15 protein-coding genes are annotated in these 11,753 nt (G+C 39.5%); 5 read left to right on the forward strand and 10 right to left on the reverse strand.

Going from position 1 to position 11,753, the window contains the following annotated elements; genetic code table 11:
• Positions 1-90: 90 nt before the first annotated feature.
• Together RG963_RS05330 and RG963_RS05335 are read right to left on the reverse strand one after the other, a co-directional pair.
• On the reverse strand, positions 91-603 hold the full coding sequence (locus RG963_RS05330) for a chorismate--pyruvate lyase family protein (protein ID WP_310575239.1): 513 nt from the start codon (positions 601-603) through the stop codon (positions 91-93).
• Positions 604-667: 64 nt separating this feature from the next.
• Complete coding sequence (locus tag RG963_RS05335; protein WP_310575240.1) at positions 668-982, reverse strand: DUF5611 family protein; 315 nt, start codon at positions 980-982, stop codon at positions 668-670.
• Between the two features lie 492 nt (positions 983-1,474).
• Here RG963_RS05335 and RG963_RS05340 point away from each other — a divergent pair, with 492 nt between their 5' ends.
• Positions 1,475-1,780 carry a hypothetical protein gene (locus tag RG963_RS05340; RefSeq protein ID WP_310575241.1) on the forward strand — a complete coding sequence of 102 codons (306 nt, stop codon included), beginning with the start codon at positions 1,475-1,477 and terminating at the stop codon, positions 1,778-1,780.
• Between the two features lie 125 nt (positions 1,781-1,905).
• On the opposite strand, the gene RG963_RS05345 is transcribed toward RG963_RS05340, so the two are convergent.
• Complete coding sequence (locus RG963_RS05345) at positions 1,906-2,886, reverse strand: methanogenesis marker 2 protein (RefSeq protein WP_310575242.1); 981 nt, start codon at positions 2,884-2,886, stop codon at positions 1,906-1,908.
• Between the two features lie 394 nt (positions 2,887-3,280).
• Between RG963_RS05345 and RG963_RS05350 the strand changes: the two genes are divergently transcribed.
• Positions 3,281-3,457, forward strand: coding sequence for a 4Fe-4S binding protein (locus RG963_RS05350; RefSeq protein WP_310575243.1), 177 nt, complete (start codon positions 3,281-3,283; stop codon positions 3,455-3,457).
• A 132-nt stretch (positions 3,458-3,589) separates the two neighbouring features.
• Here RG963_RS05350 and nifB read toward each other — a convergent pair whose 3' ends face one another.
• The 5 genes from nifB to queC all read right to left on the reverse strand — a co-directional run bounded on the left by nifB (position 3,590) and on the right by queC (position 7,498).
• Positions 3,590-4,561, reverse strand: coding sequence for a nitrogenase cofactor biosynthesis protein NifB (gene nifB, locus RG963_RS05355; protein ID WP_310575244.1), 972 nt, complete (start codon positions 4,559-4,561; stop codon positions 3,590-3,592).
• Positions 4,562-4,948: 387 nt separating this feature from the next.
• The gene (gene queD, locus RG963_RS05360) at positions 4,949-5,302 is read right to left on the reverse strand and encodes a 6-carboxytetrahydropterin synthase QueD (protein WP_310575245.1); all 354 of its coding nucleotides are present in this window, start codon (positions 5,300-5,302) and stop codon (positions 4,949-4,951) included.
• Positions 5,303-5,372: 70 nt separating this feature from the next.
• Complete coding sequence (locus tag RG963_RS05365; RefSeq protein WP_310575246.1) at positions 5,373-6,140, reverse strand: 7-carboxy-7-deazaguanine synthase QueE; 768 nt, start codon at positions 6,138-6,140, stop codon at positions 5,373-5,375.
• A complete protein-coding gene (locus tag RG963_RS05370; protein WP_310575247.1) occupies positions 6,140-6,700 on the reverse strand; it encodes a DUF366 family protein in 561 nt (186 codons plus the stop codon). The genes RG963_RS05365 and RG963_RS05370 overlap by 1 nt, the downstream gene beginning before the upstream one ends.
• A gap of 102 nt (positions 6,701-6,802) precedes the next feature.
• Positions 6,803-7,498, reverse strand: coding sequence for a 7-cyano-7-deazaguanine synthase QueC (queC, locus tag RG963_RS05375; protein WP_310575248.1), 696 nt, complete (start codon positions 7,496-7,498; stop codon positions 6,803-6,805).
• Positions 7,499-7,919: 421 nt separating this feature from the next.
• Between queC and RG963_RS05380 the strand changes: the two genes are divergently transcribed.
• The 3 genes from RG963_RS05380 to RG963_RS05390 all read left to right on the forward strand — a co-directional run bounded on the left by RG963_RS05380 (position 7,920) and on the right by RG963_RS05390 (position 9,518).
• Positions 7,920-8,420: a metallophosphoesterase gene (locus RG963_RS05380; protein WP_310575249.1), complete on the forward strand. Its 501-nt coding sequence runs from the start codon at positions 7,920-7,922 to the stop codon at positions 8,418-8,420.
• Between the two features lie 142 nt (positions 8,421-8,562).
• Positions 8,563-8,976 (forward strand): putative zinc-binding protein, encoded by a 414-nt coding sequence (locus RG963_RS05385; RefSeq protein WP_310575250.1) that lies wholly within the window; start codon positions 8,563-8,565, stop codon positions 8,974-8,976.
• A 380-nt stretch (positions 8,977-9,356) separates the two neighbouring features.
• Complete coding sequence (locus tag RG963_RS05390) at positions 9,357-9,518, forward strand: hypothetical protein (RefSeq protein ID WP_310575251.1); 162 nt, start codon at positions 9,357-9,359, stop codon at positions 9,516-9,518.
• 632 nt (positions 9,519-10,150) lie between these two features.
• Here RG963_RS05390 and RG963_RS05395 read toward each other — a convergent pair.
• Both RG963_RS05395 and RG963_RS05400 read right to left on the reverse strand, forming a co-directional pair.
• Positions 10,151-10,555 (reverse strand): hypothetical protein, encoded by a 405-nt coding sequence (locus RG963_RS05395; RefSeq protein WP_310575252.1) that lies wholly within the window; start codon positions 10,553-10,555, stop codon positions 10,151-10,153.
• Between the two features lie 32 nt (positions 10,556-10,587).
• Positions 10,588-11,256 (reverse strand): type I restriction endonuclease, encoded by a 669-nt coding sequence (locus RG963_RS05400; RefSeq protein ID WP_310575253.1) that lies wholly within the window; start codon positions 11,254-11,256, stop codon positions 10,588-10,590.
• Positions 11,257-11,753 lie beyond the last annotated feature (497 nt).

The raw sequence follows: 11,753 nt of genomic DNA on the forward strand, positions 1-11,753 counted from the left end.
AAGATATCCAAATATATCTCAAATAAATTGAGGGATTGGCTTCAAAAAAATCTGTATATTTAAAGCTTATTATACATTTTTCGTTCTTCGTTATAAATTCCAGCGTTCATCTATCGGGAAGCGCTCATTAATCCACATGAGGATGTGGTTGTTATGAACTATTTTGTAGGAACGAGAAAGGACAGGTATGCCGTCGAAAGTAGGTTCCCCTTCTAGCACTTCGAGTTCGCCCATGTCGCGCCTGGTCTCGAGGTTGTGGCTGCGCAGAATCCGGCCTATAGGAATATCCGCACGCATAAGCTGTTCTTTCATGGTTTCAGGCATGCGTTCAAGTGGTGATAGGGACCTTGCATGGACAAAGACCGTACCCCCTGCAGAAAGCCGGACGACTCTGTTATTTATCTCACTGCCTTCTTCTACTCCCAGAAAGGTAGCCATTTCTTTGTCGGCTTTAACTGTGTACTGGGACTCGGTTATTACACTTACCGGTTTTCGGGTCATTATCTCCAGGAGAAAGGTTACTGAACCGTCGGTACCGCAGCAGACCCGAAGGCAGGTAGGGATCTCAAAGCTCTTCAGTTTTTCCAGAAAATCTATGCTCAAAAAGATACCTCAAGGTAGGGTTAGGTAATGGAAGCATTAAAACAGGAATGAGTCGTCAGGAGTTTTACTCCTCTCCGACTTCTTTTTTGGCATTTTTTAAGCGCTCTTTTGCAGTGTATCCGGTAGCCTTGTAAAGGAAATCCCGGAAGGCCTTATTGGTCTGCAGGACAGTTTCGTCATCTTTTACGGCTTTGTCGGAAACCGTGTCCACATAAAGCATTTTATTCTCGATCCGGACCTTTATATTTGACATAGCTCCGTAGGACGTCTCAAGGGATTCTCCGTTTCTGGAGATTTCTCCGGGAAAACACTCCTCCATTACCGAGTAAATCCTGTCAATATCAGGCTTAAAACCGCGTTTTAATTTATACAATTGCATTGGTATCCTCTTATAAGAAATTTTCATCTCAGATAAAGTTTGCTAGAATCGATCTGCTTAGAATCTTTTCCTTAATTCTGTACCTCCGATTAATCACGGAAAGGATACAATTTCAGGGTATATCTTCTAATAGTTCAGTTCTGCTCATATTTAACACTGGTTATTAATTTAACCTGAGTTCAAAAAAGATATCTGGTTAAATACTTAACATTATGATTATTTATTTAACATATTTGACTAGTTAAGTACTTAATATTCTGATTATTTATTTAACATATTTGACTAGTTAATTACTTAATATTCTGACTATTCATTTAATATATTTGAGTAGGTTAAGTACTTAACATATCGACTATTTACTTTAATCTCCCTGATCTATTGCTTTAACGATGCGCATACAAAAACTTACCCGCTTTATTTGACTTTGATGTGCTTCTGGTCTGAAAGATTAGAAGCTGATAAATCGAAAAATAGGAAGACGGTGACCTCAGGATGCACAAAATACTAAATCTGGAAGAATTAATTGCCGCAAAGCAGCTTGAAAAAGACAAAAAAGTATACGGCGATCTGGAACGCGAAGAACTGTATGACCTGATAATTCCCCCAGGCACGGTTTTGTCCATTATTTATGATATTGTTGAAGAATTTGGTCTTGAACCTGTAACCCGGAAAATGTTTGTGAGCGTAGCAAACAGTGAAGAAAGAGAACTTCTGGCTCTGCGTGGCTCTCTTGAGAATGTTCAGGCTGCTGAAAAGTTCCTCTACGAAGAAATGCAGGCCTGGATAGAAAACAAGTAATCCTATTAAGTTCTAGGCAAATGGCCGGAAGAACATCAACTACCCTGATTGAAAAATAGAACTCGAATAGCAACTTTTTAAGAGATCTAAAAACAGGTAAAGGCCAGCAGGCAGGAGGGTCCCGGTTATTCGGAACCGATGCCTGTAATACTTTCCTTTGAGAAATCAAATACGGTTACTCTACCTGTTTTATCATAAATATCGAGTTTTAAGCCACTCTCTATTTTTCCGATAATCACAGCTGTAAGCCCTGCACTTTCAAATACATTTACGCATTCTTCTGCTTTTTCCGGATCTGCTGTAAAAACATAGCCTGTTCCGGGGTGCACTTTCAGCCACTGTTCGAAATCTACATTCTCAGGTTTAGGGACTTTTTCTAAATCCACTGACGCGCCAACGCCGCTTGTTTCGCAGAGCATTCCAAGCGTCCCTATAAGTCCAGGGTTGCTTATGTCTTTGCCTGCAGTGGCAAGTTTTCTCTTTCCTATTTCCTGGGTTACAAGGTAGGTTTCCCTGATTGCTGCCGGTTCTTTAAAGGATGTTGTGTCCCAGCTATAAGGGGAATTTGGCCCTATTTTTCCGTCCATGTCGTAAGCTGCAATAACGAGGTCTCCCGGGTTTGCCGTGTCGCTCCGGATTACACAGTCCCTTTTAACTATCCCGATAATGGCAACTGATATGGAATTATACTGTGTATCAGGATGGACATGCCCTCCTACGACCGGGACTCCGAATTTCCTGACCCCTTCAGCAAGGCCTTCCATGAGTTCCCTGCAGGCTGTCTCGGAGTTTGAAGAGGCTATATCTACCATAGCAAGAGGCTTTCCACCCATTGCTGCGATATCATTTACGTTAGCGACTACAGCTCCGTAGCCCGCCCACCAGGAGCTGGCATCCAGCAGCCTTCCCCATATTCCATCCGCTGCAAAGAGGATGACATCGTCTCCTCCTATATCGATAACTGCCGCATCGTCTCCGAAATCGACGATTGCATTCTGATACTCAGGGCGGACGGCTTCGAAAATCGAAACAATGTCCTCAATCTGTTTTTTTCGGGTAACCCCTTCGAAGTTTTTTATCCTTTCTGCAAGCTCTTCCAGATTCAATGTCAGGCTTCCTTTTGTTTTTTTAATTGATACGAGTATATCAGTAATACAAACAACATTGGTAGTAAACTATCGATGAACTCACAATAAATTACGAAAACAGATGATAGATCAATCATAAGAGAATGCCCAAACCATGGTGCCAGTATCGAATTAATAATCAACACCGAATTACAAACATGGCTTCTGAATATACCTGTCCTTTTTTCCTTTGTTAAAAGAATCCTGAGATATTTTGGTGAGTACTTATCCAGTTTATCCTTTATCTCTTTTTTCTTTGTTCTGCAGAAAAGAAGCGACAGCTTTTTATTAAATTATTCTATCCTATTATGCCAACCTAATATGATTTCAAATATATGAAAATCTCTTACTGATAAAATTATGGGTGAAAAACATGGTAGCAAAAATTGATGCCGATTCCTGTACAGGCTGTGGAAGCTGTGTAGACGAATGCCCCGCAGCTGCAATTTCCCTCAGTGATGAAGATATTGCAGTTGTAGATGAAAGTGAATGCCTCGATTGCGGCGCATGTGAAGATGCCTGCCCGAACAATGCAATCACTATCGAGTAACGTTTTTAAAATCGGTCTGAGAAGCGGAGTATTCTGACTCCGCCTTTCTAGATCTCTGATTTTATAACTTTTTTCAATTCCAGGGCTAAAAATTACTGATTTGAGATTTAATTTAGAAATTCGTATTTTTTCTCAAGCTTTTTCTTTCCCGTTTTCCTCAAGAACTTTTCTTGCTTTTTCCATATCCTCTTTTGTCTCGATTTTTATGACCTTTCTGCGCTCTTCACTCATCTGTGACATGTCCTGAGCAAGAAGTCCGTAGGCATCAGCTCTGCACTGCCTGCAGTGGCGCATCTGCATAACATAGGGTTCGCACGCTTCCTGGACAACTTTTCTCTCTTCTGCTGTAGGTGGCTCAATGTCTGCAAAAGCCCCCTGGTTAATCAGGGGCATAACATTCATTATATAAACCCCGAGTTCATTGAGTTTTCGAGCAATCTCGACTACGTGTTTATCATTGATCCCAGGAATTAGCACGGTGTTAACCTTGACAACCACGCCTGCATCAACAGCCGCTTTGATGCCGTCGAGCTGGTTCTTGATCTGGATTTGTGCGGCTTCGATTCCCCTGTAAACCTTCCCGTGATATACTATATGGTCCACTATTTTTGCCTGAATTTCGGGGTCTATTGCATTTACTGTTACCGTTAATGTAGAAACTCCAACACGGAGCATGTCCTGCAATTTTTCGGTAAGCAAGAGCCCATTTGTGCTCATGCAGAGCGTGATTTCAGGAAACTCTTTTCTTATCAGCTCAAAGGTCTCAAAGGTTGCCTCGTTAGCCAGAGGATCGCCTGGGCCTGCAATTGCAACGACTTTGATGAAAGGATAGTCTGCCAGGATCTGCCTTGTCTTTTCAAGGGCTTCCTGCGGAGCCAGGACCTTACTCGTAACCCCTGGACGGCTCTCGTTAACACAATCAAATTCCCTGACACAAAAGTTGCACTGGATATTACATTTCGGAGCCACGGCCAGGTGAACTCTCCCGTATTTGTGCTGGGCCTTCTTGTCATAACAGGGGTGCTCTGCAATCTTTCTCAGGAGTTCCTCGTCAAATGCAGGGCCGTTATCTGTCTCATTTATAGGATTTTCTTCTTCTGGCAAATGTGTTCCCCTCCGTTTGGAGTTTAAAAGTACAGCAGGATCTCAGTATAAAGGGGTTTTTGGATGTCTAACGCAAACTATAATCCAGCCCCTTGATATACATTGTGGAATCTCTTCGGAATCCTAAATTATGTTTAAGATATCTTCGCGGGATTCCTGCGATTTCAAGTCTAAAAACACCAGTTGTTAAAATTCTCTAATTATATAAAATCTCAACACGGTATATAACAGGCTTTCCAGTGAATTTTTTTAAACTTACTATCGAGTTTCTTCTTCCATCCGGAGAAACGGAGATAGCCAGATTGAATTTATTACCGGGAGCCCGGTTAAACCTGGTATTATCCGGAGTAAGATAGTGAAAGGAATGATAAGAATTGTTAAATTTTTTCATTCTGAGAAATTATCCATTTCGCACCATTTACCTTCCCCTTCCCAGACCCTCACCTTAAGAAGAAAGCCAAACCTTTCCAGAAGATGGGAGTGGATATGCTGGCAGAGGTATTCGGAACTGGGGAATTCTATAATTTCGTTTAACAGAATATGGTCGTATTCCTGAAGGGTTTCCTTGATTCCCTTCTTCAGGTCGTAAAAGTCGATTACCATCCCATTTTCTCTGACCTCTCCTTCTACCACGACCTCGATTTTATACGTATGGCCGTGTATTCTTCCGCATTTTCCGTGCCCTGGGAGGTAATGGGCACTGTCGATATAATCAATAACTCCCAATCTCATTTTTGCCATTTGATGCACCCCATTTCAGTCAAGCATCCCTTTCTTATTTTAATGCTCTTTTCATTCTCCCTAATTTCGGTTATAAGCAACCCCACATCCTGTGGGTCTGGGGAATGATCCGTGTATCTATCATTTCAAGCAGGTTTTTCTGAAGTTTCAGAATGTTCTGCACCGATGCCTGTGTAAATTTCGTATTCCTTACCTCACTGCCGATTGGCGTCTCAGGCTGGAGAATTACACAGGACACATAAGCCGCTATAGCCTCTACGGCCAGATTTACTGTTTCTGATTTTGTATCCCTGTTTATAACGATCTTGCAAAAGCAGTCTCTTGAGCTATTTTTTCTCAGGAGCCTGAAGCATTCTATTGTATTTTCCACATGTGCTTCCCGGGTTTCAGGGCAGATACTCCGAATAGCTTCGGGGAGTTTAAAATCCCCTGAAACGTAAGTGACCTTTCCACTCAGTTTTCTGGCATGCTCAGGCAGGGTCATATTGGATTCCAGGTAAAGAGGTGAGGATAAATTCAGCTTTTCTATGAAATTCGCATGCAAGAGAGGTTCTCCTCCTGTCAGGGATACTGAATGGAGCTTTTCGAAAGGCTGCAGCATAGCTTCCAGCTCCTCCGTACTTACGGGGTTGGGGCTTTTCTCAAAGCTGCCACTTCCTTCCACCTGTTCATAATCACATGTTCCAGGGTTTGCAAAGTCAGTGTCACAGTAGTTGCAACTGAGGTTGCAGCCTGAAAAACGGACAAAAGCCTGCCTTGTGCCAACATACGGGCCTTCTCCCTGAACAGAGCAGAAAACCTCTTTTATAGGGGCAAACGTATGGTCCGAAGCTGACATTACACAACTCCCAGAGGCCTGGACTTTCTCAGGTCTTTTTCTATATCCTCAAACTCACAGACATACGCTTCTCCTATTGCCTGCATGAAGCCTACAACCTGTTTGTCTTCTCCTATCCCTGCTTCTTTCATATTTCCGTATACGTCATGAGAAACATTAATGCCAAAGTGGATCTTCTGAGAAACCGCAGAGGCGCTGGCAATCGATACTGTCAGTTTTTTTCCTTTCAGGAAAAGATCATCTCCCTGTCTGGTCGTCTCCACACCGATCCCGGCAAGGTATTCTCTTACAATGGCAGTAAAAAGACGCTGCCGCGCATAGACCAGTTTCAAGTCAACGGAGTCGAAATGTTCAATGATAAAACTTACCATATCTTCGGACCAGATTGATTCGTTTGCTCGTCTGTCTTCAAGGTCTATCATGTGCTCTATTTTTACGTCACAGGCACCTCTGAAGACTACAATCGAATCTTCCTGCACTCCAAAACTGTTATAGGCCCAGAGAGAGGAAATCTGGCTCCCGTCATAATCAAATTTCTCAGGTAAGACAATGCACTTCATGGAATTCTCTCTATAATTTTTTCTGTAATTTTTTCTGTAATTCTTTATGTAAAATTCTTCATGTAATGTACTTTATTTGAGTTAGATTCAGGTTTTTACGGCTCAGATCCGCAATCTTTCCAGGAGAGGATCTTTTATACCTTCATTTTTAAATGCACGTGCCCTGCGCAAACAGCTTTCGCACTTTCCGCAGGGAATTTCCCCTCCGTGATAGCAGCTCCAGCTGTACTCGAGAGGAGCTTTTGCTTTGAGGGCTCTTCTGACTATTTCGGTTTTTCCAAGTTCGATCAGAGGAGCCATTATTTTTACCCCGTTCTGGGTAGAGTAGAAAAAAGCTTTATCCATTGCCTGCACGTAGGCCAGGGAATTGTCTGGGAAAGTTCCGGCCTCTTCTCCGTTAAAACCCACTACGAGGTAAGCACATCCCCTGCTTTCGGCAAAGCTTCCTGCAATATTGAGCATTACCCCATTCCTGTTAGGCACCCAGACAGCCTTTGCTGAAGCGTCCGTAATTTCTGCAGGGGCTGTTTCATCAATATCTTCAAAAGATAAGGACGGGACTTCTATATCCCTGTTAACGAGAGAAGTGGAGGTTATTCCCGAAAGCCAGTCCAGCTTAATAATCCTGTGTTCTATTCCGAAATATTCACACACTTTTCGGGAGTATTCAATTTCCTTCTCTCCGGCCCTCTGCCCGTAATCAAAGGTAATTGCCATCTGGATATCAACACTTTCCGCTGCAATTGCAAGCGCTGCAACCGAATCAAGCCCGCTGCTCAGGAGAGTTATAGCTTTCATTTTTAATTTCCTGCTTAAAATCGCTATTTAAACTTGCCACTTAAATTCTTAAGAAATTCCCTTATAGACATTCTCTCTGGATTCCTTGAGTATTCCTGGGGTATTCCTCAAAGGTTCTCTTGATAATACCAGCAACCCATATTTAAACGTAGCTGTTTCCTTAAGAGGTATTTTTAAGGTACTGTTTTCTGGCTTTACAATTACCCCGAATCCATTTCCACAATACTGGTGGAAAAATGGCTCAAGTTTAAAAGTTTTAGTTATAAGATATCAATTGTAAATTTTTAATATTATAATTCGATTTTACAAAATTTTAATTTTATACAAAGCTGTAACAAACCTGCTTTAGCGAATTCCTTTTTAGTAAACCCGCATATATGTTAAATGCGGGAAATCTAATCTTCATAAGAGGTGGGATCACTTGATCGGAATTATTTCGGACTCACATGACAACCTGAACGCTATCCGGAAAGCTGTGGAGTTTTTTAACAATAATGATGTAAAAGCAGTGCTGCACGCAGGAGATATCGTCTCTCCCTTCACTGCCAGAGCTTTTAAGGAATTGAAGTCAAAACTTTACTTTGTATTCGGAAACAATGACGGAGACAAAATAACACTTACAAGATGGTTTGAAGAAATCGGAGCTACTTCTTGCGGGGATTTTGGAGACCTGACGATTGACGGTTTGCATATTGCTCTTCTGCACGGGACAGATGAGGCGCTGGTCAGAGCCCTTGCCAGATCCGGGGACTTTGATGTTGTAATCCGGGGCCATACTCATAATCCGGGGGTCAAAGTCATAAAGGGGATCCCTGTGATAAATCCCGGGGAATGCTCAGGTGTGCTTTCCGGAAAAGCGACTGTTGCCGTCCTGGAGATTGCAAATCTTAATGTTGAAATAACCGAACTTAAGCTGGGCTGATCGCTTCCTTTATTTTTACATTTTTGGGGCGGGGAAATGAGGATGGTTAGCTGGCGATAATACCGGAAATTATATCAGTTCTCACGTAGTTTCGATTTCAATCTTTTTTGAAATAATTTTCTCATTACAGGTGGTAATATCAATGAGATCTTCCGGAACAGAAAACAGAGAGTCTCTGCCCAGCAGTATGAGTGATACGGGAAAAGCTTCCGGAAAAAGGAGAAATACCCTTATTTTTGCCTGTTCTGGCCTTTCGAATACGGGAAAACTTACTATGCTGGCAGCGTCAGCTCTTGCTTTCAGGAGGCCGGATATGTACAGGGCTTCAGCTGCTCACAAAGGAGTTGATGTGGTTGAGGATGCCGTATCAGAAGGTTTCAGAATTCTAACCCTTGACGGCTGTACGGACCGCTGTGCTACAAAAAAGCTCGATGAAGCAGGGCTAAAAGCAGATGTCTATATGATGGTTACGGATCTCGGAATCGAAAAAACCAGACCTTCGGATGTGAAGCCCGAATACATCGAAAAAATTATACGTGCGATAAAAGAAGCCTGAAGTACTAAGTAGGGTTATCATAGAGCCTTTGTAGCTCCACATACCTTAATCCCGTTATTGAATTCATCTCAAAGATGGCCCTCTTTGATTCGGTAATTGCCTGTATAAATTTGTCATATTCTTCAACTGTGAGAACTTTTATTCTGTCTAGTAACGTTTCGCCTGGTAACAAGACCATTTCCCATGCTTAAACCCATAGCAACGAAATAATAAATGGTTGCTATAATCAATTTTGCAGGTATGAAAAACTGCAGGAAACAAGAGCCTTAAAACCAGAAAAATGACAATATTTTAGGGATAAACGTTATCAATGCTAGAGAAAAAAGCCTCATAGAAAATGTTCATTTATATGTTCAACCTATTGATATGAGATGAATGTAATGTTAGGAGTTATCGTATTTATAATAACACTTGCAGCAGCAATTCTATATTTTTCAAAAACAAAAACTTTAACATTCTCAACATTCTGCGATTCGATTTTTATAGCATTATTATTTGGGGCAATAGCTGCAAGTAGACAAGAACTTACGCAGTTAAATTGAAAAATCAGCTACATTTTAGGCTAAAATGTCGCTATCCAGACAAATATTGAAACATACACTACAAAAAGTGCTTTTCTTTGCTGCCTAAATAAAAAAGCTTGCAATAAAAGTCTCCGCGCAAAATGGATACCTATGATCTACCGGCCTTCAGGTCACAGCGACATCACGATCACGCAAGTTTTATCTTTTAAAAATATTTTGCAAAAAATAATTTGACGTTCACAAAATTTTATAACTATTTAAAACATTTTAACAGTATGAGCCACATAATATCTTCAAGTACTGCTAGTGTATTTGGAATACCCTTCGGGTATTTCATAATGCTAGTACTTTGCATAATTTTTATTACACTTGTGTATATTATTTATTTGTTTTATAAAAAATTGAAGAAATAATATTTCTCCCACATTAGTGATCAAGAGTTTTACAGAATTGGGAATCCCCATAGTATATACAATAATTTTTATTATTTTTATTTTGTATTTGTTTTTAAGGAATATAGAAAATAATATTCTGAAGAGGCCATACAGATTTTTTTGTTACCGAGTGATAGAAAAAATTCCAAGAATGGTAGTGTCTCGAAAGTTCTGTAAATTCTGATCAACTCTGTATCCTTTTTCTTATATATTAATTTAATTTGTACCTTCTATTTGTTGCTTTTCGTTCTCATAATTACCAACTGTACTTTTCAGTTTATCTGCATAGCTATATATACAGTTCAAATCTTCTATGGGAACTTTCTCTTCATTTTTATCTTCAGTAAATAACCCTATATATTTTTGCTTGGTGTTGAAGTACATACGGCAAATTGGCTTTCTGTTATTGTTATCTAACAGTATACCACAGTATGATTTTTTATCCCTAATAACAATCCTTTTTAGATCAATGTTTTCTCGAAGAATCGATTTTACAATATGAAATCCTTCAATTTCGTCTTCAGTTGTAATTGTTTCATCTGAATTGATACTTACAGAATCAGAGGCTAAATTTTCGCTACTATCACTTATATTTGAAGTAGAAGTAATTGTATCAGACATAGCAAACTTCAATCTGTCGTTGATCCTGTCATTTATAAATTGATTGAGAGCGTTTTTGTAATAATAGTAAACTTTTCACGGACGCTTTGTGTAAAAGGCCCTTCATTCACTTTTTTAGCAAAAAATTTAACAAATTCTTCAGAAGGAGAATTTATTTCGTTAGCAAGAATTAGCTTTATTTCTTTAGTATATTTCAACTCACATGCTATAGTCGCTAAATCATCAATATTAAAAGATTCTTTCTTAAATCGTTTTAATTCATTTATCAAAGGCTCTTTAATATCCAGTAAATTTATCTCCAAAAACGATTTATCATCCATTTTATTTGGAGCATCAATATCTGTATAAAAACGATATATAATCCCATTTGTCAGAATTCCGATTTTTGCTTCACTCACAGTAAAATATCTAAATAATTGAGATGCATGCTCTTTATCCAAGTCAGCATCAATATTTTTGCACTCTATTAATATTATTGGTTTCCCATCTTGAATAATAGCGTAATCGACTTTTTCACCTTTTTTTGTGCCGTAATCAGTTGTAAATTCAGGAACAACTTCAGTAGGATCAAAAACATTGTATCCCAATATGTTTAAAAGAGGCATGACAAGAGCATTTTTTGCGCCCTCTTCAGTTTTTATACTTTCAGATAACTTTGGAATTTTCGTAGCTAATACTTTGATTTGGTCTATAAAATCCATAATTTCAGTACCTCTTTGTGAAAAATTCTTCAAAACTCTAAAAACATCACAACATCTTCACAGATATATTTTCTGTTTTTGTTTTATCACTTATTATATACTTGAAAAATAGTCAGTATGTGATCCGGATTTTTCTAAAATTTCCACCATGCTTATTATTTTCCGTATTTTTCCGGAAGCAGCCTAATTTTTAACCTGCTGTTCTCCTGGATCAATATTTGAATATGGATCACTTGCTTATGCATTAGATAGTAACATTTTAGAGGGAAAGATTGCTATATTGAGCAATGAAATTCAGAAAAGTCCTATGAACTTCATACCAGAAAACATAAGTCTTTATAAATATCAATTAGTTATTGATCAATAACTTTTTGTTATGTAAAAATACCTAAAGGCAGAATATCAAAGTATGTTTCAAATCTATTGGAGGCAAATAAATGGTAGAAGCATTAAGTTCTGATAAAGCAAAACCTTCCCCAACTCTTAATACAATTCTT

The sequence above is a fragment of the Methanosarcina baikalica genome, assembly GCF_031461075.1.
Classification (GTDB): domain Archaea; phylum Halobacteriota; class Methanosarcinia; order Methanosarcinales; family Methanosarcinaceae; genus Methanosarcina; species Methanosarcina baikalica.